This is a genomic window from Kitasatospora sp. NPDC004745 (assembly GCF_042873275.1).
Taxonomy (GTDB): Bacteria; Actinomycetota; Actinomycetes; order Streptomycetales; family Streptomycetaceae; genus Kitasatospora.
In genome coordinates this window covers 236,902-256,484 of the sequence record NZ_JBIALK010000002.1, presented here as the reverse complement: position 1 = coordinate 256,484, position 19,583 = coordinate 236,902, and the positions used below count along the sequence as shown (strand labels likewise).

At 70.5% G+C, this 19,583-nt stretch carries 22 protein-coding genes; 1 reads left to right on the top strand and 21 read right to left on the bottom strand.

The window, feature by feature from the left end:
- Positions 1–40: 40 nt before the first annotated feature.
- The 18 genes from ACFYUY_RS04675 to ACFYUY_RS04590 all read right to left on the bottom strand — a co-directional run bounded on the left by ACFYUY_RS04675 (position 41) and on the right by ACFYUY_RS04590 (position 16,526).
- Positions 41–1,114, bottom strand: a complete 1,074-nt coding sequence (locus ACFYUY_RS04675) for an AAA family ATPase (RefSeq protein WP_387897903.1) — start codon at positions 1,112–1,114, stop codon at positions 41–43.
- 30 nt (positions 1,115–1,144) lie between these two features.
- On the bottom strand, positions 1,145–1,501 hold the full coding sequence (locus ACFYUY_RS04670) for a hypothetical protein (RefSeq protein WP_387897901.1): 357 nt from the start codon (positions 1,499–1,501) through the stop codon (positions 1,145–1,147).
- A gap of 281 nt (positions 1,502–1,782) precedes the next feature.
- Positions 1,783–2,397, bottom strand: coding sequence for a hypothetical protein (locus ACFYUY_RS04665; RefSeq protein WP_387897898.1), 615 nt, complete (start codon positions 2,395–2,397; stop codon positions 1,783–1,785).
- Between the two features lie 242 nt (positions 2,398–2,639).
- Positions 2,640–2,891, bottom strand: a complete 252-nt coding sequence (locus ACFYUY_RS04660; protein ID WP_387897895.1) for a hypothetical protein — start codon at positions 2,889–2,891, stop codon at positions 2,640–2,642.
- A 29-nt stretch (positions 2,892–2,920) separates the two neighbouring features.
- Complete coding sequence (locus ACFYUY_RS04655; protein ID WP_387897892.1) at positions 2,921–3,964, bottom strand: peptidoglycan-binding protein; 1,044 nt, start codon at positions 3,962–3,964, stop codon at positions 2,921–2,923.
- A gap of 56 nt (positions 3,965–4,020) precedes the next feature.
- The gene (locus tag ACFYUY_RS04650) at positions 4,021–4,380 is read right to left on the bottom strand and encodes a hypothetical protein (protein ID WP_387897890.1); all 360 of its coding nucleotides are present in this window, start codon (positions 4,378–4,380) and stop codon (positions 4,021–4,023) included.
- 93 nt (positions 4,381–4,473) lie between these two features.
- A complete protein-coding gene (locus tag ACFYUY_RS04645; protein WP_387897889.1) occupies positions 4,474–6,216 on the bottom strand; it encodes a hypothetical protein in 1,743 nt (580 codons plus the stop codon).
- A gap of 2 nt (positions 6,217–6,218) precedes the next feature.
- Positions 6,219–7,307: a hypothetical protein gene (locus ACFYUY_RS04640; RefSeq protein WP_387897886.1), complete on the bottom strand. Its 1,089-nt coding sequence runs from the start codon at positions 7,305–7,307 to the stop codon at positions 6,219–6,221.
- Positions 7,307–8,236: a hypothetical protein gene (locus ACFYUY_RS04635; RefSeq protein ID WP_387897884.1), complete on the bottom strand. Its 930-nt coding sequence runs from the start codon at positions 8,234–8,236 to the stop codon at positions 7,307–7,309. The genes ACFYUY_RS04640 and ACFYUY_RS04635 overlap by 1 nt, the downstream gene beginning before the upstream one ends.
- Before the next feature lie 34 nt (positions 8,237–8,270).
- Complete coding sequence (locus ACFYUY_RS04630; RefSeq protein ID WP_387897882.1) at positions 8,271–9,179, bottom strand: hypothetical protein; 909 nt, start codon at positions 9,177–9,179, stop codon at positions 8,271–8,273.
- Positions 9,179–13,372 (bottom strand): phage tail tape measure protein, encoded by a 4,194-nt coding sequence (locus tag ACFYUY_RS04625; RefSeq protein ID WP_387897880.1) that lies wholly within the window; start codon positions 13,370–13,372, stop codon positions 9,179–9,181. The genes ACFYUY_RS04630 and ACFYUY_RS04625 overlap by 1 nt, the downstream gene beginning before the upstream one ends.
- A 10-nt stretch (positions 13,373–13,382) precedes the next feature.
- Positions 13,383–13,688, bottom strand: coding sequence for a hypothetical protein (locus tag ACFYUY_RS04620; RefSeq protein WP_387897878.1), 306 nt, complete (start codon positions 13,686–13,688; stop codon positions 13,383–13,385).
- A 26-nt stretch (positions 13,689–13,714) separates the two neighbouring features.
- Positions 13,715–14,332: a hypothetical protein gene (locus ACFYUY_RS04615; RefSeq protein ID WP_387897875.1), complete on the bottom strand. Its 618-nt coding sequence runs from the start codon at positions 14,330–14,332 to the stop codon at positions 13,715–13,717.
- Between the two features lie 11 nt (positions 14,333–14,343).
- Complete coding sequence (locus ACFYUY_RS04610; RefSeq protein WP_387897873.1) at positions 14,344–14,835, bottom strand: hypothetical protein; 492 nt, start codon at positions 14,833–14,835, stop codon at positions 14,344–14,346.
- A gap of 175 nt (positions 14,836–15,010) precedes the next feature.
- Positions 15,011–15,448, bottom strand: coding sequence for a hypothetical protein (locus tag ACFYUY_RS04605; protein WP_387897870.1), 438 nt, complete (start codon positions 15,446–15,448; stop codon positions 15,011–15,013).
- Positions 15,449–15,718: a hypothetical protein gene (locus tag ACFYUY_RS04600; RefSeq protein ID WP_387897867.1), complete on the bottom strand. Its 270-nt coding sequence runs from the start codon at positions 15,716–15,718 to the stop codon at positions 15,449–15,451.
- Positions 15,715–16,119, bottom strand: coding sequence for a hypothetical protein (locus ACFYUY_RS04595; protein ID WP_387897864.1), 405 nt, complete (start codon positions 16,117–16,119; stop codon positions 15,715–15,717). Before ACFYUY_RS04595 ends, ACFYUY_RS04600 begins: the two co-directional genes overlap by 4 nt.
- Entirely contained in the window at positions 16,119–16,526 is a 408-nt protein-coding gene (locus ACFYUY_RS04590; RefSeq protein ID WP_387897862.1) for a hypothetical protein, read from the bottom strand. The genes ACFYUY_RS04595 and ACFYUY_RS04590 overlap by 1 nt, the downstream gene beginning before the upstream one ends.
- Positions 16,527–16,644: 118 nt before the next feature.
- On the opposite strand from ACFYUY_RS04590, the gene ACFYUY_RS04585 reads away from it, so the two are divergent.
- On the top strand, positions 16,645–17,259 hold the full coding sequence (locus ACFYUY_RS04585; RefSeq protein ID WP_387897859.1) for a GIY-YIG nuclease family protein: 615 nt from the start codon (positions 16,645–16,647) through the stop codon (positions 17,257–17,259).
- A 104-nt stretch (positions 17,260–17,363) separates the two neighbouring features.
- Here ACFYUY_RS04585 and ACFYUY_RS04580 read toward each other — a convergent pair whose 3' ends face one another.
- The 3 genes from ACFYUY_RS04580 to eis form a co-directional block, all read right to left on the bottom strand.
- The gene (locus ACFYUY_RS04580) at positions 17,364–17,795 is read right to left on the bottom strand and encodes a DUF6093 family protein (protein WP_387897857.1); all 432 of its coding nucleotides are present in this window, start codon (positions 17,793–17,795) and stop codon (positions 17,364–17,366) included.
- On the bottom strand, positions 17,792–18,241 hold the full coding sequence (locus tag ACFYUY_RS04575; protein WP_387897855.1) for a DUF6093 family protein: 450 nt from the start codon (positions 18,239–18,241) through the stop codon (positions 17,792–17,794). The genes ACFYUY_RS04580 and ACFYUY_RS04575 overlap by 4 nt, the downstream gene beginning before the upstream one ends.
- A gap of 155 nt (positions 18,242–18,396) precedes the next feature.
- A complete protein-coding gene (gene eis / locus ACFYUY_RS04570) occupies positions 18,397–19,572 on the bottom strand; it encodes an enhanced intracellular survival protein Eis (RefSeq protein WP_387897852.1) in 1,176 nt (391 codons plus the stop codon).
- Positions 19,573–19,583: the final 11 nt, after the last annotated feature.

Genomic DNA, 19,583 nt, shown 5'->3' with positions numbered 1-19,583 from the left:
GGGTTCTCTTCTCCAAGAGGTCTGCTGCAGTTGGGCCCGGTCAGGCGTCGGCGAGCTCGGCGTCGGTGGACTCCGCTTCCGCGGCGGCGGCCCGGGCGGCGGCGCGCAGCTTGTCGACGTCGCTCAGGGGCTGGTCCTCCAGACCCCGTTCGGGTTCTGCGAGTTTGGCGACGCGGCGCCGGATCGCGGCGCCCACCGTGTGCGCCTCCTGCTCGGTCAGCCCGGACTTCTCGGGGTGGGCCTGCCGCCAGAGGTCCTGGAGGACCTCCTTCTCCTTCGCGGCCTCGACTTTGGCCAGCCACGGCCGCGTGCGGTCGGCGGCCAGCTCGGGCATGTCCCGGGGCTGAGACTCGATCGAACAGCCCATCCGCTCGAACACGAGGTTCTCGATCGTGAAGTCGGGTATCTGGAGCGGCCGGCGGGGATTGACCTGCATCCGCAGCGAGCGGACCTTTACCAACTCCGGCTCCTCGCCCCGGCGCATGCGCACGCATGCCGTGGCATCGAACACCAGCTCTTTGTGCCCGGCGACCTTCCACTCCTTGCGGCCGGTGATCGGGGTGCCGTTCTCGTCGACGGAGCTGACCTGCTTGCCGCGGGCGAGGATGACGACGATGCCGGGGAAGGTCTTCAAGAGGTACAGGACCGCGCTCCAGCGTTCGACCGCGTCGTTCCACAGGTTCATGGGGATGTCGATGGCGGCGTCCGGGTCCTCGGCCAGGATCTTCTCGTTCTTCCTGGTCCTGCGGGCCCGCTCGTGCGTCCAGGCGGTGAGCATGCGCCACAGGGCGCTGACCGAGTCGATCGTCAGGACGACCGGCGGCTCCTTCGCGAGCGCGGCCCGCCGAGCCTCGTGGAAGACGGCCTCGATCTGCTCGTAGATGTCCCTGTAGGTGCCGTCGTGCTCGATGATCAGGTACCGGGCGCCGGGCAGGGCCGCGTACTCGTCTGCGGATCCTTCGTCCAGGTCGATCCAGTACATCTGGCCGATCTTCTCGGAGCTGCTGAACACGGCGGCTCCGTACGTCTTGCCCGCGCCCTCCTCACCTTCGATGAGGACGAGCGGCCATGGGACGACGCCGGTGGGCTTCCTGCTTTTGATCTTGGGTGGCACGGGGTCTCTCTCCAAGAGGTCGTGTCGGTGTCAGGCTGCGCGCAGGGCGCGCGTTTCGAACAGCGGCTCCCACTCGGGGTGCCGCTCGAGGAGCAGCCGCACGTAGCGGCTGCGCCAGTTGTTGTTGAGGCGGAACTCGTCTTCGCCACGGGTGGCCTGGCCGTAGCGGTAGCGCAGGAGCTCCCAGAGCATCCCGATGCTGATGCGCGTCCAGCCGTTGTCGACGCAGTCGGCGGTCCGGCGTTCCAGTTCGCGCAGCACCCAGGGGTTGAGCTGGTGGAATGCCTCGAAGCGGGCCTGGATCGAGGCGTTCGGCTCGTGGTCTGGGTAGACCAGTTGCTCGATGTCCTCGAACCCCGGCAGGTGTGGCTGGGCAGCTCCGAACATGACCATCCCCCTCATAAGGCAGCAACCTACCGTTAAGTTACCCCCTATCTTTGCCTCAGGGTGCGCTTTCGATCAAGACGAATCCCGGCGGCCGGGTGCGACTCGACCCGCCACCCCCGCCCTCGCGGACGCCCGGGAGGGCTTCCGCGAGGGCGGGGCGGCAGGTCGCGTTCGCCTCGGCCCGCTCGGCAGCGGGCAGTTGGCACGACTCTCCATTCGGCGGGACGCTCCCGCCTTATGCCTTTATTCTACACGCATCATTGCGGGGCGTCCACCGACCGTTACTCTTCGGTGATCTTCTTGGCAGCGCGCCCGCGGGGCAGGATCTTCGAGCCGGGGCCGTCGTAGGTCCGGCTCCGCAGCGCCTCCACGACCCCGGCATCGGCCTGCCAGGCACGGTCCAACGACTTGTGCCTGGCCCGGGCGGCGTCGGCCGGCGCCCACGGCCTGGCGGTCAGGTCCGCGGCCATCAGCTCGGCGGCGTCGAGCACCGTGGACAGCAGCCACAGGTGCGAGCCCGACAGGTGCCAGTCACCGGCCGGGAACGTGCCCCGCGCCTGAGCCTGCTGCACGAGTGTGCCGTGCTCCAGGCCGAACAGGGCCATGACCTCCTGCTGCCCGACGATCGGCGGCACGGCGGTGATGTCGGAGGCCCACGACGCCGGCTGCTGCGCGTCGGCAATGGCCTGGAGGGCACCCTCATTGAGGACCCTCCTACGCGTGGTGGTCTCGCCGTAGCCCCGTACGAAGCTGAGCAGCCAGTAGGGAGAGCCCGAGACGATGAGCGCACGGCTGTAGTCGAGGTTCGCGCGGGTGATCCACTCCGACACCCGCACCGCAGTCGTGTCGTAGGCCATCCCGAACTCGGTCTTGCCCGCCAGAAGCGGCTTCATCACGTCGTGCGCCTTCCCATCGACCTGCCTGATTACGGCTTGATTCTATGCGCGAGGGGAAAGTCTGGGCGCTACGGCGACGTCCTGATAGCCTGGTGGTCTCCAAGAGGTCAGGCCCCCCACCAAGGTGGGGGGCCTTTCCCGTACCCGGGCTGCGCCCGACACCCGTTTCGGCCCATCAAGGGCGGGCTACTCTCGGGCGGCACAGCCCTCGCCCGGTCGGTCCGGCGATCGCCAAGTCTCGGCTACGAGGGAAGCGGTGCCTTCGCCGGGGCGTACGCCGGCGGCCGGGCGTAGCCGAGGAGCCAGCCCCACCGCGGGGAGATGTAGTGCTCGGCCGCCCGGAACACGGCGTAGTAGACGAATACCGCGATCGGCGTCAGCACGCCGGACAGCGCGCCCGCGTCGATATCCAGGCCCCACGACGAGGCGAGCGCGATCAGCCAGCCAACCAGCGCGGGCACGCCGGTGCGGATCGCGGACACGTACAGGTTCACAGAACTCCTTTCAGAGGTAGGGGGGTTGGTCACGACCACAGGCGCTTCCACGTCTCGGGGCCGGGGTAGCCGTCGGCGCTGCTGCCGCTCCAGCCCTGCGCGCGCTGGAAGGCGGCGCAGTTGCGGCGGTCCGCCTCGCCCCAGGTCGGACCGGGGCCGACCGAGTAGGCGCCGCCGAAGCCCTTGGCGACCAGGCGCTCGCCAAGCTGGCGGACGTAATCGTTGGACTGTCCGGGCCGGAAGTAGTCGACGCCGGGAAACGGCGGCTGCTCACCCGGCAGGCCGCCGAGCAGACGGTGCAGCGAGTCCGGCCCCGGGACGCCGTCGGCCGCCGACCCGCTCAGGCCCAGACTGCGCTGGTAGTCGGCGTAGTTAAGGGTGTCCGCGTCGGTCCAGCGCGGCCCCGGACCGGACTCGTAGTGGCTGCCGAACCCGCTGGCCACCAGGGCCTCACCGACCTCGGTGACCTGGTCGCCATAGGTGCCGAAGCCGTAGGTGCGGCCGTCGATGGTGACCTGGTAGCGGGCAGGCTGGTCCGCGGGCGGCTCGGGCGGCGTACTCGTGCCGCCGCCGGGCCGGGGCGCACCGGCCTGCACCCAGCGGTACAGGGCATCCCCGGGGCAGGAGGTCGCGTAGCCGTCCCGGTGGCCCCGTACCTCGGATCCCGCGCCGTGGGCCTGGAGCAGGTCGATGCCGTCGCGCAGGGCGCCGAGCAGAGCGTCGTTCGGCTCGGTCAGGCCTTCGCTGCCGACCAGGGCGCAGACGGCGTAGTGCGCGCGGTTCAGCGGCTGGGAGCCGTTGGCGCCAGTCCGCTTGCCCAGGCCGCGGCCCTCGAACAGCACGCCGTGAGGGCAGGCGAGGTAGTTGTAGGCGATGTCCGAGTAGCCCTCGGCCTTGTTGGCGAGGTGGCTGTTCCTGATCGCCTTGACCTCGCGGACGCACCGGTCATGGTCGGTGAGGAGAGCCGGGTCCACCCAGGTCCCCTCGTAGTGGATCTTCACGCCCTGGGTCGATGCCTGGTCGGGCGCGGCGGACGCGGGCCAGCCGAGCTGGTCCCGGGTCACGAGCTGCATGCGCGTTCCTGCTTCTCCCCCGCGCCTGCTTGGTGTCGAGCTGTTGAGCGTGCCGCCTACGGGCTGTTGCCCTTGGACATCAGCCACAGCTGGAGTGCCGCTACGACGATCGGGGCGACGAACGCGCCGATCAGCCACCGCCGGGCGGTCACTGCCTCGGCCTCTGCCACCTCCCTGGCGCGGACCTCAGCGGCGAGATCGCGCTCCAGCACGGCGAGCCGCTGGTCCGTGAGCCTCTGGTCGGCGAGGTAGACGTCCTTGGTCACGGCCTGCTCGATCCGGCCTGCCAGGACCTGGAGGTCGGCTCGCAGGTCGTCCCGGAGTCCGGCGATGCCGTCGCGCTGGTCCTCGCGCATCTGGAGGAGCGCGCGTTGAAGCTCCCACAGGGTGGGCTCGGAAGTCGGCGGGGTACTCACGGCATGCTCCAACGTGGCGCCCCCGCGCCGCTGTCCATCGTACGGGTTCCGACCTGAACTGCCATGTCGCCGGGCGCCGCGGGATTGCGGGCATCAGTCGGTGAACCAGCGGGTGTGCCCGAAGCTGATCCAGCCCCCAAGCGCGCCCGTTGCGTTCTTGATCTGGATGCGGCCGTCGGGGTTGACGAAGATGTTCGCCCGCGCTGTGGACTCGTTGTCGGCGCGAAACACCTCGATGACGCTGGGCCGGCACGCCGCGTCGGCGATTGTGCCGATCAGACCGCCGTTCGGGAAGCCTCCCGGGATGATCGCCAAGCCTCGCAGGACACAGGTGCCGTCCGGCATCCGCCGGTACTGCACGGGCCGCCATCCGAAGTTCCGGACGCCGTCGGCGAACACCAGGTCCTGCCACTCCCCCACCGACAGCTCTCGGTCGCCGAAGTCGTAGCTCTGGCTCCGGCTTCCATCCACCGAGGCCACGTTGATGCTGACCCCGTCGAACAGCTCGGACAGGAGCACGGACATCCGAGGCGTGCGCAACGAGATGTCGTTCTGGTCGGAGGCCGAGCCGATCGTGAGCGAAGACGGCGTGCCCGAGCCGAACTTCGGCGGCTTGATGACCAGGCTGCCGAGGGTGTTGAGGATGAGCCCACCAGGCTCGGTCTCGTTTCCAAGTCCGGCGTACATCAGGACTGTTGGCCGGTTTCCGAAGAGCGCCGGGGCGGGGCTGATCTTGACTCGGGCTCCGGTGCGAGCGGTCTGGACGGTGGTCCCGGTGATCTCCATGCCGTCGATCGCACCGGCGCTCAGGGCCGTGGCGGTGACGGCACCGGCGGCAAGCTGCGTGGCTGTGATCGAGTTGACGGCGATCTTGTCGGCGGTGATGGCCTGCGCCTTGATCTCCCGGCCTGTGACGGTTCCCGCCGCGATCGTGCCAGCTGTCACCGAGTCCGCCGCCAGCTTGCCCGCGGCAACGGCCCCCGCCGCCAGCTTCTCGGTGGTCACGGCACCGGCGGCGAGCTGCCCGGCGGTCACGGCGCCCGCCGTCAAGGCAGCGGTGGTGACCGAACCGGCGGCGAGCTCGGCGGCGGTGATGGATCCGGCGGCGATCTCCCGCGCGGTGATGGCGTCGACGGCGACCGTACCGGTGGTGACCGCGTCCTGGGCGATCTTTCCGGCGGTGACGGCGGCCTGGCCGATCTTGGTGGCGGTCACGGCGGCGTCAGCGATGGCGCGGCCGTCGATGGCGGCCGCAGCGATCTTCGCGGCGGTCACGGCGCTGGCGGCGAGCTGGAGTTCACCGACGATCCCGGCGAGCACCTGCTGCGCCACGACGGGTGCGGGCCCGGAGGTCACCGCCGCGGACGGGCCGGACGCCTTCCCGGAGGTGGTCCGCGCCGCCAGGGTGACCCACACCGGGACGCTGGTGGGGACGGTGACGATGCCGCCTTGAGGGGTGTCGATGGTGGTGACCAGGGTGGCGGGCGACGGGACGAAGCCGCTGGTGGTCGAGGCGTGCACCTCGACGCGGGCAAGGTCGAGGGGGCTCGGCGCGCCGACGGCGAACGTTCCGTCCCAGGTGACGCGGACGCCGCCGAGGGTCGGTGTGGCGGTCGGCGCGGTGGGGACGGGCGGGACGGGCCCGTTGACGGCGGTGATCGCGGTGGTGCCGTCGGGCTGCTGCCCGATGATGGCGCGCAGACGTCCGGCAGCGGTGACGGTCAGCGCGCCGTCGTCGATGCTGCTGTGGGAGAGCCGGGAGGCGCGGGAGAGTTCGGGCAGCGCCACTTCCAGGGCGGCGATGCGGGCGGCGAGTTCGTCGAGCGGGTTGGGCATGTTCAGGCTCCGGTGGTGTAGGGGCGGTCGAGGCGCAGCGTGGCGGCTTCGGGCTTGTCGCCTTCGGCGGGGTGCAGCGTCCAGGCGGTGATGCGGCACCACGCGTCGAAGTCGGCCCACTGGTCGTGGATGGAGACGCGGACGTCGTCGCCCACGGACCAGGAGCCGATCGGCGCCGCCGGGTGGTCGACGACGGTGATCTCGTCGACGGTGGCGGGCTGTTGGCGGCGGGCTCGCTCGGTGCGGGCGATCTGGGTCAGGGCAGCGGGGTCGGTGACCGAGGGCCGGTCCAGAACGTGTTCGAGGCGCAGCCGGCCGTCCCGGACGGCGTCGACGGCGCGTACCTTCGCGGAGCCGTCACCGGCGCCGAGGGCGATGACGACCTGCGCGTAGTCGTCGGCGCTGCTGGTGACCGGCGTCGGTTCCGCGATGTTGACGCCGGAGGCGAAGTAGAGGTCGTCGCGGCGGGTGCCCAGGCGCGGCCAGGCGACGACGATGCGCCGGCCCGGCTGCTCGCCCTCCCAGGCGACGCGCTCGGTCCACTCTGGGCCGCCGTCCAGCGCGGTGGCGTCCCGGATCACCCCCGCGAGCGGGGGCGCTTCCCACTCCTTGGTGGTGTAGGGGTGTTCGGCGGTGCCGAGGCGGGCCGGGCAGCCGCCGGGTGGCAGGTCGACGTGCACGCCGAGGTCGCCGTCGGGCTGCTCTTGCAGGTACGCCCATGCGTCGGCGATCACCGTGCAGGGGTCGACGCCGGGGTAGGGGCCGCGGCCGCCGAGGTTGCCGTGCAGGTCGAACCGCCGCGTGGGGTAGGAGCCGAACCCCGCGGCCTCGATGATGAGTTGATCGCCTTCGGGTTTGGAGTGCCAGATCAGGCCGCCCCACATGAGGCGCTGGTCGCGCTCGGCCCACAGCAGCACCGTGCCGGCTTCGGCCTGGCTGGGCGCGAGGTGCGCGAGCCGTGGTTCGAGGACTCCGCGCAGCTGGCCGGGCCCGTTGCGTTCGGGGCCGTAGGAGACGCCGGACAGCGGCAGGTCGTGGGCCAGGACCTCGCCGGTGAGGGCGTCGGTGGTGAAGTACCGGTAGACGGGCATCAGTAGACGCCCTCGACGAAGTCGACGTCCGTGTGCATGGTGGTGTTGCCGTTGACGTCGATGCTGCCGTTCGGCGGGGCGTACCAGGCGGCCTGCACGGCGAGGGTCTGGGTGGTGCCGCGCTGCTCCGACGTCCACCAGAAGGTGTCGACCATGCTGATGTCGGCACGGGACCAGCCGGACACGGAGTCGGTGTCCATCTGCGCCTCATTGCCGATGGCCCCGGCGATGACCTGCCGGAACCCGGCGAAGATCGAGCCGGAGATGCGCAGGCCGTGAAGGCTGGTGACGACGGACGCCTGGGTGGCCCAGCTGGGCACGTCGAAGGTGACCTTCGCGCCGGACGGCCAGTTGTCCTGCCACGCGCCGACCTGGCCTTCGATCGGCGCGTACCCGAAGCCGCCGATGGTGCGGATGCGGCGCTCTCGCCGGGGGTTGGCGACCTGACGCAGGTCGGTGATCATCGCGTCGGTGACCGTCTGGCAGTTCGGCGGCAGCGTGACGCGGGCGAGTGGGATCGCGGTCATGCCGGGCGGCGGCGCGCTCTGGTTCGCCGGGACGCCGGGGATGACGTGGACGTACCCGATGTCCTCCGTCGCCGGGTTGCGGGAGCCTTCGTACTCGGGGTCCTCGACGCGCAGGCACACGAAGTCGGTCCGGCCGACGGCGCCGGTCGGCGCGATCGGCACCAGGTGGTCGCCGGAGTTGTACTGGGTGTAGGAGCCCTGGCCCCAGGTCGCGCCGCGGATGATCGCGGACCCGTTGCCGACCCGCACGCCGGGGCCTGGCGTGGTCGTGGAGCGGACCTTCAGGTCTCCGCCTTCGGTGACCCCCTGGGAGCCGCGGGAGAGGTCCCGCACCATCATGCGCAGGGCGCGGGCGGGGTGAGTGCCGCCGGTGACCATCAGGGGCGGCTGGATGAGCGTCATCGTGTCGGGCTTCCTTGCGTGCGGTCGGGCAGGGTCAGAGGGAGGAGGAGGCGTCGCGCCAGGTGAGGGCGAGGCGGGAGGTGCCGGTGGCGTCCTGCGCTGTCCACCGGACTTCGGAGCGGCCTGAAGGGACGCAGAACTGGTCGAGGCGGCTCGCGCGGGTGAGGGTGCCGGCAGCCGAGCCCTGGCCGTTGCGAATCACGGTGCGCCTGCCGGGCCGGGTCTCGACGTCGAGGGTCTCGCCGTCGCTGAGGACGACGGCGAAGTCCAGGACGGCGGGACTGCCTTCGATCCACACACGCGGGTTGACGACGGGCCCGGTGATGCGCACCGTCGGCCAGGTCGGCCGGTTGCCGGTGTTGACGGCCCAGCCGGGCCGGGACTTCGGGTCGGCGGTGCCGGTGGTCATCGGCGCGCGCAGCGGGGCCGTGAAGCCCTGGCCGCGCTGGGCCGATACGTCCAGTCCCAGGTTCAGGCCGGACGGGGTGTCGGCGTACCACACCGGGTCCAGACCCAGGTAGGTGATGTGGACCGGGATCCACCCGTGGACGGCACGGGCGAGGCTGGCAGCCTGGACGCTGAGCAGCCGCCCGTACTGGCGGCGCACCGGCTGGCCCGGCCTGCGGATGCGCAGCGCGTCGGCGGCGCCCGGGGTGAGGCGCACCTGCGTGTCCGCGGCCCGCTCCAGGACGGCGAGCTGGTCGAAAGCCGCAGCGGGGTCCCCTGGGGTGCGGATGCCCGCCGTGATGCGCAGGGTGCGCGGAGCGAGGGTGTCCCGGCCGGGGTAGTTGCCGTCCTCGCCGGGGATCGGCCGGTCCCCGGTGCGCTTGTCCGGGGTGCCGATGCCCTCGATGTCGTCGATGAGCACCTTGGTGCCGTGCCCGATCAGGACGCCGCCGAGGTCGATCTGCCAGTCGGCCAGCAGGGTGGTGTCGGTGGCCATCAGGCACGCCCTCCCCGCTGGATGTGGCGAAGGCGGCGCATCACGGCGTCGGCGACCTGCTCGCCCGTCACACTGCTGCCGGTGACGGTGATCGGCATCGAGCCGACCAGCGGCGCCGGGGCTGCGGCATCCCGGACGATCACCGTCGTGGCGCCGCTGCCGTGGGCAGGGACGAGCTTCGCGACAGCTGGCCGGGCCGGTGCCGTGCTGCGGCCGGTGGCGAAGATCCCGCCATCGGCGAGGTGCAGCCGTCCCGCATCGCCGTACAGCACGGTCCCGCCGAAGCGCCGCGCAGTCTCCTCCAGGATCAGTTTGGAGCGGGCGCGCTTGGCCGGGGCCAGCGGGATGTAGCTCTCACCCAAAGTCTCCGGCTCGCCGAAGACCCTCCAGGTGCCGGCGGGGACGATCTCCGCGATGTGGGTCTCAGGACCGCCGGGTGCCCGCAGGCGGCCACCCCGGATGCCGCCGTTGGCGTAGAACTCGAGCACCCCGCCGTCAGCCTTGCGGGCCGCGAAGGGCGAGTCCCAGGCACCGCTGTTGAAGTTCTGCTGTCCCTGCGGGGTGAGAATCACCGGGACGTCGATGCGGGACGGCGCGTTGACGGATACGTTGATCGTCTTCGACCCGGGGATGTTCTTCACCGATACGCCGATGCTGTTCAGCTGGGCCTCGACGGCCGCCATGTCACCGGACAGCAGCGCCTTGGTCAGAGCCTGTGCAGCGGCGGCGCCCTTGGTCTGGCTGACCTGCGCGATCAGCGTGAGCATCGCCGACCACTCGGCGTTCGCGGCGCCGCCCGCGTTCTTGAACGCGCTGATCACGGCGCTCAGGTCCGGGGCGTCGATGGGCTGCTTGGTGCCCCAGATGCTCTTGATGATGTCCATCGCCGCGTTGATGTCGCCGGCAAGCAGCGCGGCGGAGAACGCCTTCGCGCTGTCGAGGCCCTTGGCCTGGGCGATCTGTGTGACCAGGTCGAGGCCGGACGACAGCTCCTTACCGGAGGCCTCCGCGCCAGCCTTCGCCGCCTTGGACATGTCGGTGACGGCCATCTGCTGCATGAGTCGGCCGAACGCGGCGATGTCGTCGGTTTCGGCGGCCGACGCCCAGGCCCTCGCCGTGTCCTGGCCGTACTTCGCAGCGATCTGCGGGACCTGCTCCAGGCCAGCCCGGTAGGCGTTGGTCGAGCGGGCGGTGCCCTCGGAGACGATCTTCTCCAACTCATCGGCGACCTGCGTCTGCCCGCCCTTGAGCTGGCCGACCAGCTCAGCGAGCATCCCCGAGCTGGAGATGCCGAGCTTCGTGAAGTGGTCGGCCAGGTCCAGCCGCCCCTGCACCGCAAGCTCGCTCAAGTTCCGCTGGAAGTCCCTCTGGGACTGGAGCTGGCGGCGCATCTCCGCCATGTAGTCGTTGAGCCCGGCCTTGGTGACCTGCGTGAGAGCGGCCAACTCCTCCGCTGCGCCCGTCTTTCCCGCGCGCAGGTTCCCGACCAGCTGGTGGACCATCTGGGCGCTGGCGTCGCCCAACTTCGAGAAGTGCTGGGCAAGCGGCTCGTACCCGCGGGAGCTGAGCTCGTTCAGGTCGGCCTGGAAGCCCTTCTGTTCCTGGGCCTGGTCCTTGAGCGCCTTGATGTAGCCGGACAGGGAGGTCTTGGCGAGGTCGAGCTGCAGTGCGCCGGCGCGGGTCGAGGACGCGACGCGGTCCTGTGCGGCCTTCCAGGCGTCGGCGGGCTCGACGATGGAGGCCATGGCCTTGGCCATGTTCTTCATCTCGTCGGTCCACTTAGGGTTGCCGTTCTTGTCGACCGGCAGCGCCATCGACGGCGACCACGCCTCCAGGTTCGCTTGCACCGTGCCCTTGACCTTGGCGTTGACGATGTCCATCGCGGTGGCGCGGTCGGCGTCTGCCTTGATCGCGTCATTCCACGACTTGGCGCGGTCGGCGAGGATCTTCTTCGTCTTGTCGAAACTGACGTCGAAGCCCCCGGCCTCGGGGTTCCAGGACTTGGCCTTGGCGAGGTCGATCTTGTCGTTGAGGGCGGCAAGTTTGTCGCCGCCGCTGATGAGGCCGTCGATGACGTCGCTGAGTTCCAGGCCCGCGTCCTTGAACTTCTTCATGTCGTCCGAGGCGACGAGGGACTCGGCCAGCGCGCGCATGCCCGCGCCGACGTCGTGCTGCTCTCGTTCCTGCCGGAGCGCCTGGGTGAGGTCGTTGGTGACCGCGGCCGCCTTCTGCTTGGACGCGGAGTAGGCGGCGTAGCCGAGGACGCCGAGGGCGAGCACGCCGGTGAGGCCGGTGACGGCCAGGCTGGTGCCGCTCAGGATCGCGGGCATGAGAGCCCCGCCGGCCCGGAACTCGGTGACAGCGGTGCGGAACGCCGTGAACTGCGTGCTGAGTTGGGCGACTCCAGCGCGGGTGACCATCGCGACGGCGGACAGCGCCAGGAGGACGCCGATCACCTCCTTCACGCCCGGTGGGAGGCTGCCGATGGTGTTCACCAGGAGCGATGCGTCCTGGGCGAGTTCCTGGAGGACTGGCAGGAGAACGCGGGCGATGTCCATGCCCAGCGCGCTGGCGCGGTTGCGGAAGAGGTCCCACTGGCCGGACACGGTGTCCATCTGGAGCGCGTACGCCTTCTGCGTGGCGTCCGCCCGGTTCACGGCGATGGCGATCGCCTCGTAGGAGTCGGCGTAGTTGCGCCCGTCCGCGGCGGCCAGAGCCAGCGCCGCCCTGGATGCCCTGATGTCCTTGAACAGCGTGACCGTCGCCTCGGCCTGCCCGTGCGTGACCGCGTTGATCTTGGACATGACGGTGTAGAGGCCGTCCTGCGCGACTGCCGACGCTGACGACTCGTAGCCCATGTCCCGGAACAGCTGCGCGAGTTCCTTCGTGGGCCGCATGAGCCGGGTCATCAGCATGTTGAGGGCGGTCGCGGACTCGGCGGCGGGGATGCCGCTCAGGGTGATGGCGGCGAGGGCCGAGGACATGTCCTCGAAGCTGATGCCTGCGGCTGCGGCCATGGGCACGACGTCGCCCAGCTGCTGGGCCAGTTCCGAGAAGCTGATGACGCCCTTGTTGACCGTCTGGAACATGATGTCCATGACGGATGCGGCCTGGCTGGCGGGCATGCCGTAGGCCTTGAGCACGCCGAGCAGCGCGGTCGCCGAGGTCTCCGTGGTGGTCAGGCCGGCGGAGGCGCCCTTCGCGGACACCTCCAGGATGCTCATGGCCTCGGCACCGTCGAAGCCCGTGCTGACGATCTGGTACAGGCCTTCCGCCAACTGGCCTGCAGTCTGAGGCAGTTGAGTGCTGAGGCGGACGATTTCATTCGTGAACGCGGCGACGTTCCGGCCGTCGATCTGCTCGGAGATGGTCAGGACGTTGGCCATCTCCTTCTCCAACCGGATTGCCCCGACTGCGCCGGCGGCCAGCACCGCGCCGAGTGCAAGCCCCCCGGTGACCCAGCCGGAGATCCGGGCGGCGGTCGCAGCCTGCGACGCGGCGGCGGCCTCGGTCTGCGCCCGGCTGACCTCGGCGGCGGCGGTCGCGGCCCGCCGCGCGGCCTGTTCCTCGGTGGAGGCGAGCGCGGTTCGGGCCTGCGCGGCCCCGGCCCCGGCCTGGGCGGCGGTGGCGCTGGTCCGCTCGGCCAGACCGGCGGCGCGCGCGGCGGCTTCCTGCGCGGTGGCGGCCCGGGTCGCCTGCACCGCCTGGGCCTCGGCTGCGCGGGCGGCGGAGGCGGAGGCTGCTTCGGCGGTGCGCTGCGCGGCGACGGCGCCCGCGCCGGTGGTGGCCTGCGCGCGGGCGGCCATGGTCTGGGCGACTTCCTGGGCGCGGGTCGCCCGGGTGCTCGCCTCGATCGCCGCCGTGTGCTCCGCCTCCGCCCTGGCGGCAGCCTGGGCGGCCACCACCTGGGCGCGGCCGGCACGCTCGGCGGCCGCCATCGCGGTCTGCTGCGCGACGGCAGAGCGTTCCGTGGCCTCCCGGACCGCGACCTGGGAGACGGCGGCCTGCTCTGCGGCGGCGACCTGGGCCCGACCGAGGCGGGCAGCGGCCGCCTCGACGCGTTCCAGCTCGCCGCGGGTGGCAGCGAGCTGGCCGTCGAACTGCCGTAGCTGCTGCGCGCCGCCGCGCAGCCCGGCAGTCAACTGCGGGAACGAGGCCTGTAGCTGGACGTACAGGGTGTAGGCGCCGGACACCCGGCTGCTCCTAACTGGACTGCTTGATCAGCCCGATGCGCACCCCGCGCCCCTCGGCCCCCTCGGGGACCTGCTCCGACTCCATCTCGATCAGCTCGCAGCCCAGGCAACGGCTGGTCTGCGGCACGTAGGCGTACCGGTCGCCGCCCTGCTGCTCATCCCACTCCTGCGGCCGTGTGCCGCACCCGTCACACACGGCCGCCTTCCACGCGGCCCACGCCAGCGCCTTCGCCCGGTCCAGTGCGCTCCACCGGCCGCCCGCACTCGCGCCCATCAGCTGCGAGTGCGGGATCCGGTAGGTCTCGCACAGCTCCATCTCCGCGCGGAAGCCCGGGTCGGCCTCTAGCCTTTTCCCAGGTCAACCCGCAGGGTCTGGTTAATGGCCAGTGCCGCGGTGAACAGCACCTTGGCGTCGCCGTCCGACCACTCGTCCAGCAGGGCCTGGGCGTCCTCGACGGTCATGCCCTCGACCTCGGCGCCGGTCTCGTCCCGCTCGACGTGCGACGCGGCGATCAAGGCGGCCGGGAACGTCTCGATGTTGTACTCCTGCCCGCGGTCGGCCTGCTCCTCCGTCGGAGCGTGCTCGCGAAGCAGCGCCTCCCACGCCGGCCGGGGCAGCGCCCGGAACCTCAGCTGAACCGTGGCGTCGGCGAGGACCTGTTCAGCGGTCGCGAGGACCGAGCGGGCGATGACGACCTGGGGGTGCGCCTCCGTGAAGGCGTCCACCTCAGTGTCGTCGACGCCCTGCCCCGCAGCAGCGGTGCGCGCCGCTGCGCGGGCCCGCGCCAGCTGCATCTGCGCATCCGTCACGGCCGCCTTCGCCGTGTCGTCGTCGCAGATCGACACGGTCCGCTCCGGCAGCGAACGCGCCCGGAGCCGGGCCATCTTGGCGCGCCAGTGTGCGTCCTTGGCGACTGCCTGCGCCGGCGGTTCGACCGTCGTGGTCGTGGTGGTCGTCATCGCCCGCCCCCTCAGCCTGCGGCGGCGGCCGGGACCGGCGCGTCCAGGGTCGGCAGGTCGCTGATCGAGAAACTGACCTTGAACTTCGCGGGTTCGGCGCCGGTGCTGTAGCTCGGCGCGCGGGAGCCGACCCGGACCGGGAAGACGTCGAGGGACTTCGAAGCCGGGACGTCTCCCTTGCGGAGGATGCAAACGTAGCCAACCGTGTCCTTGGACAGCAGAGTCTCGACGGCGTCGCTGCCCAGGTCCTCGTAGAAGGTCAGCGAGCTGTTCGCCGCCTTGTCCTCCCCGGGGATGCTGGTGGCGAACTTCGCGCCCAGGTCCGGGGTTTCGATCGGGGAGTTCTCCAGGCTCCAGCCTTCGATATCGGACACCTGCCGCGACAGGTCGGTGCCGGCCGTCAGCTCCTGTCGGGTGGGGATGTTCGTCGCGGCCGCGATCGTCTTCACGAAGACGATCCGGGTGACGCCGCGGCGCATGTACCGCTGCTGCGTGGATGCCACGCTGACTCGCATTTCCGGAGACACGATCACCCGGGCGGTGCGCCGCCGGAGACCCGTCCCCTGGTCACGCCGCCCACGGTCGGGGCAGCGGAAGGGAGTCGGCCCGTGCCGGTGGCCGGGCGTCCGTGCTGGGGCTCCACGGTGAGCTCGCCGCCGAAGTCGGCAGCGGGGCGGATCAGCTGTCAGGCGTGCTGACGTGCAGAATGAACCGCGATACGTAACTGTATACGCCGTTGGCGACCACCTGACCTTCCTCCTTGTCGATCTCCCGGGCGACGACGGTGTGCCCGGCCGGGGTGATCGGCGTCGCGAAGCCGCCCTTCGAGCCGATGCCGACGATCGCGCTGCGCACCCTGTCTGCCATCCATTCCGCCTGCTCACCGGTCGACGCCACCGACGTGACCTGGTACAGCAGGCGGCCGTCACCGGTCTGGTCGCCGAACGGCGGCCCAGACGCCGTACCCCCCAACGGGTACAACACGCTGTAGGGGATCGTGTTTCCGCTGGGCTTGTCCGCCGCAACCGGCGGCGCCCCGTACCCGCAGCTGCGGCCGGTCGCCGCGGCGAGCGCATCCCGGAGAGCCGTCGACACGACGCGTCCCTGCACCGACATCTACTCGTCCTCCTCGTCCTCTTCGGCTTCGGCCTCTTCGATCCGGTTCGCCGTGATCTGCCCCGCCAAGTCGAGGTCGCAGTAGCGCAACATCCCCGCCCGGTCCCACACCGGCATGTCGGGCGGCGAGACCTCCATGAACAGGCCCAGTTCCCCGGTGTCCTCGTCCACGACCTCGAGGACGAGCACCGCCCTCGACAGCAGGCCGGCACCGTGCGCTCGGAGCACTCCGCCGATCGCCTGGTGAATGTCGTCAATGAGCTGGCTCACTCGGACACCACCGTCTCGGCGACACGGGCGATCGCGGCGACGAACAGCGGCTCGATCCGCTGCACAGCGGGGCCGACGTGCGGAAACGGCGGCTGGTGGTAGACCCGGCCAAGGCTGTCCGGTCCAACGAACCCGTACTCCAGGCGCGGCCCTTGCGGACGGGCGGTGCCGACGACCGCATCTACTCCGGTCGCGGTGGCGTGGACTTCCGTGGTCCATGACCGCCGGTACTCGCCAGTCTGAACCCCGGGCCCGGGCCGCCCAGACGCGGCTGCCTTGATCGCGGTCTCCAGCAGCATCGCGTGATGGCGTACCACTGCCGTCGCAGCCGGCACCGCGACGACGGCCCGCGCCTCCAGCCGCGCGGCCAGGACCGCGGCGTTGCTCGTGACGTTCGCCATCAACCGCCCACCCTCTCGTGCTCACCGGGCTGCCGGACACCGAGCGCCCACTCGGACAGCTGGGCGAGCAGTGCCCGGGTGAACTCGTGCGGGCCGCCGTCGAGCAGGTCGTGCCGGGCGAGGACCGCGCGTTCGATCTCGCCCGGGTCCAGGGCGGCCAGGAACGCCGCGGCGGCCGGGCCGGGGTCGGGGGCCTCCCCGACCCCGACCCGGGCGGCGCCCTCCCACTCGGGATCGGCGTTCGGGCGCAACAGCAGCTGCAGCTCCGGCAGCTGCCCGGCCGTGTGTCGCAGCTCGTAGGAGCGCACCTGGTCAGCGATGTCGTGATCGTCGATCTCCAGGCGCGCGGTCAAGCCGGTCGCGTGGATACGGACATGCCGCTGCTCAGGGGGGTTGGTGGGGGTCATGGATCCGAGCCTAGGCGGGGCAACGGACAAACTCCCCGAAGGGCGAGTGCGGACGTCCACCCCCTCTGCTGCGACGGTGTACCGGACGCAAGGCACCTGGGCCGGAGAGAATCAGGTCATGACTCAACCACAACCGCTCGCACCTGAGCTAGAGAGGCAGCGCAGGGAGTACGCGCAGCTTCTCCGTGCCGGGATGCTCTCTCCCTACTCGCTCCCAGCGGTGGGATCCGCCGTGGAGGAGGCCGTCCTCGAACGTGCCTGGGCACGGACCCGAAACCCATTCGAAAGCGTGGGGAGCCGAATCTACGTCCTCTCCGTGGCAGGAACACATGGACGGGTCAAGGTCGGAACAGCAGGAAGCGTTCGCGGGCGCATCGCCACTCACCTGAACGAGTACCACTGCAATGGGCACGGACTTATCGATGCGTGGATCTCGAACTCACTGCTCAACGCAGCCCCAATGGAGAGAGCAATACACAAACTGCTGAAGATCAATCACCAGCCCAGCTACCGAAAGGAGGAATATCCGGACGGTGACTTCGAACGCATCTGCGCACTGGTAGCCGAATTGGATGCGAAGCACAGTCTCACTGAGGAACAGGTCCAGTTCCACGAGTGGGAGCAACAGGAACGTATGAGAGAGGGGGGCGAGGAGGTCCTGCGCGAGATCGAGCGCCAGGTCGGCCGTACCACCGGCATGGGTAAACCCGGCGAAACCGCCTCATCTATCTAACGCTCCTGGCCCGGATACTGATGGCCTATCGCTCCGCTCATCAGAAGCGATGGGCACGGTGCACGACCTGGCGCCCGCGCTCAACGCCAGCCCGCGCGCCAGGCCTACGGACCAACGACCTCGTCGAGGCGGGTGATCCGCGCGACTTCCACGGTGCTGGCCTCCCCTGGGTCGAGGGCCTGCCAGGTCCGGCCGACCGTGCCGGCCGTCGCGGATGCGACAGCGGTCACGCTCACTAGGTCTCCCCGCTGCGGGATCGGTGCGGACAGCGGGGTGACGAGTCCGTACCAGGAGGCGTTGTCGTCGAGCCAGCGGCCACCGACCAGGTGCTCAGTCGCGGCGAGTCCGTGGGCGGAGAGCAGCGCACCGCTGCCTTCCCAGACGACGACGGCCGGGACGGGTCCCACCAGCCCGGTCTCGACGTCCAGTTGGGCGGTGCCAGTCGGCCTGCTGATCCGCACGCGATCGACCATCACCGTCGCTTCCAGGTTGCGGCGGACCGCATCGAGGTCAACCAACTGGGAGGGCGTGCTCATGCCCCACCCCCGGCCTTCTCGATCCGCATCCACGTCGTCCGCACCACCGCCATGGCGCCGCTCTCGCCCGGGTCGAGAACCTTGAAGTTGCGGCCGGCAGCGGCCGGGTCCTTGCTCTTGACGATGGTGACCTGGTTGCCCTCGGCCGCAACCGGTGATGCCAGCGGCGTGAACAGGATGTAGCGGCCGTCGCCGTCGTCCTTATACGGCTGGCCCTCCAGCCGGAGCACGATCCCCGGCCCGCCTGAGGCCCGGTGCAGTCCGGGGCCTTCGAACTTCACGACGGCGGGGCCGGGAACGTACTGGCCGGTGGCCGGGTCGAGGACTTGGGGGCCGGGTTCGCTGATCCGCACGACCTCGTCGGAGAGCAGCATGCGTTCAACGATCGCGACGATCCCGGTGGGCGCAGGCGCGCCGGGGCTGGGTTCAGTGGTGGGGGTGGTCATGGTTCGAGCGTAGGAACCAGGAACGACAGCCCTTCGCTCCCTCCGACCGAATTGAGGTGGCCGTATGCCTATTGTGGCGGTTTCCCGAGCCGCTGACGGCCGACCCTCATCGACTCGCCGTGGTGCTGGTCTGTCGTGTTCGGCGAGTTGGGACCTCAGAAGTGGTCGGGCAGCCAGGGCTCCTGGCGGCCCGTGGCTCGGATGAACCCGGACAGGGACGCATCGGAGCGGGCTTGGACTCCGCACAGCCGAGCTGCCTCGGTGGTTCGCAGTCCTCCGGCATACCATGCTGCGAACTGGCCTCGGGTGAGGGTGACTTGAGCTTCGAAGCCGGCGGGAGTGAGGTCGGCGTGGCCTGCGCGGATCACCAGGAGGTAGCGGCGATGCGTCGTACAGTCCGCTTCTTCGCAGATCTCAATCGGCAGTTCCAGGTCGAGGTCGTCAGGCCACCCGCGCAGGCGGACGGCACCTTGCAGGTCGAGGATACGCAGCATCCAGGGGTGCCAAGCCTGGGTTGCGACCCGGTAGCGGTGGAGGTTGTGCAGCAGCAGCGGTGCCGGCGGCAGGGCGCCGCGGCGGAAGTGGATGGTCTCGGTGCGGCTGCTGTAGCGGCCGAGGAAGGCGAGCATCGCGGCGGCGCAGTCGTGGTCGCCGGCCCAGAAGTCGTGGACGGTGAGGTCGGTGCCGTGGTTTTCCCGGCGGCTGGTGGTGAGGGTGAGCCATCCGGAGATCGGATTGCCGAGCCGGTGGAAGCGGTAGGTGGTCAGGCGGCTCTTGGTGGTCTTCCAGCCTTCCCACCAGGCGGGGCGCTCGACGGGGCCGTTCCAGCGTCGGGCGAGGTCCTGTTGCAGGTCGAGGGCTGCTGGGGTGGTGCCCGTCTCGATGCAGAAGTCCGCGGTGTCGAAGGAGCGTTTGAGGTCTTCGGCGCGGACGGCGTGGGCGTAGACCGGGGTGGGAGCCTGCCATCCCAGGTGGCGGGCGTAGCCGTTGGAGAGGGTGGAGATGGTGGAGATGACGGCGCCGCGCTCGCGCAGGGGGTTAAGGCGTTCGTGGACCATGCGTGCGGCGAGGCGGTCGCCGCGCTCTTCGGGGGCGACGCTGCCGGCGGCGAGGAGCGCGCTGGGGACGGGTGCGCCGCCGAAGTACTGGGGCAGGAGGAGGCCGAGGCCCCCGGCGACGACCCTGCCGGAGCGGAGGGCGACTCGGATGTCGGCGTGGCCGTGCAGGTGGGTGATGTCGCCTACGGGGTGGCCGAAGCTGCGTTCGGCCATCTCGTCGTACTCCTGGGCCAGGCTGTCGTCGGCGTGGACGAAGGTGAGTTCGCTGGTCACGGTGCTCCCTT

Bases quoted from the DNA above. Each gene is read 5' to 3' on its own strand.
- ACFYUY_RS04670 (WP_387897901.1), bottom strand. From the start codon at position 1,501: ATGTTCGGAGCTGCCCAGCCACACCTGCCGGGGTTCGAGGACATCGAG.
- ACFYUY_RS04655 (WP_387897892.1), bottom strand. From the start codon at position 3,964: ATGCAGCTCGTGACCCGGGACCAGCTCGGCTGGCCCGCGTCCGCCGCG.
- ACFYUY_RS04645 (WP_387897889.1), bottom strand. From the start codon at position 6,216: ATGCCCAACCCGCTCGACGAACTCGCCGCCCGCATCGCCGCCCTGGAA.
- ACFYUY_RS04640 (WP_387897886.1), bottom strand. From the start codon at position 7,307: ATGCCCGTCTACCGGTACTTCACCACCGACGCCCTCACCGGCGAGGTC.
- ACFYUY_RS04635 (WP_387897884.1), bottom strand. From the start codon at position 8,236: ATGACGCTCATCCAGCCGCCCCTGATGGTCACCGGCGGCACTCACCCC.
- ACFYUY_RS04630 (WP_387897882.1), bottom strand. From the start codon at position 9,179: ATGGCCACCGACACCACCCTGCTGGCCGACTGGCAGATCGACCTCGGC.
- ACFYUY_RS04620 (WP_387897878.1), bottom strand. From the start codon at position 13,688: ATGGAGCTGTGCGAGACCTACCGGATCCCGCACTCGCAGCTGATGGGC.
- ACFYUY_RS04615 (WP_387897875.1), bottom strand. From the start codon at position 14,332: ATGACGACCACCACGACCACGACGGTCGAACCGCCGGCGCAGGCAGTC.
- ACFYUY_RS04605 (WP_387897870.1), bottom strand. From the start codon at position 15,448: ATGTCGGTGCAGGGACGCGTCGTGTCGACGGCTCTCCGGGATGCGCTC.
- ACFYUY_RS04595 (WP_387897864.1), bottom strand. From the start codon at position 16,119: ATGGCGAACGTCACGAGCAACGCCGCGGTCCTGGCCGCGCGGCTGGAG.
- ACFYUY_RS04590 (WP_387897862.1), bottom strand. From the start codon at position 16,526: ATGACCCCCACCAACCCCCCTGAGCAGCGGCATGTCCGTATCCACGCG.
- ACFYUY_RS04585 (WP_387897859.1), top strand. From the start codon at position 16,645: ATGACTCAACCACAACCGCTCGCACCTGAGCTAGAGAGGCAGCGCAGG.
- ACFYUY_RS04580 (WP_387897857.1), bottom strand. From the start codon at position 17,795: ATGAGCACGCCCTCCCAGTTGGTTGACCTCGATGCGGTCCGCCGCAAC.
- ACFYUY_RS04575 (WP_387897855.1), bottom strand. From the start codon at position 18,241: ATGACCACCCCCACCACTGAACCCAGCCCCGGCGCGCCTGCGCCCACC.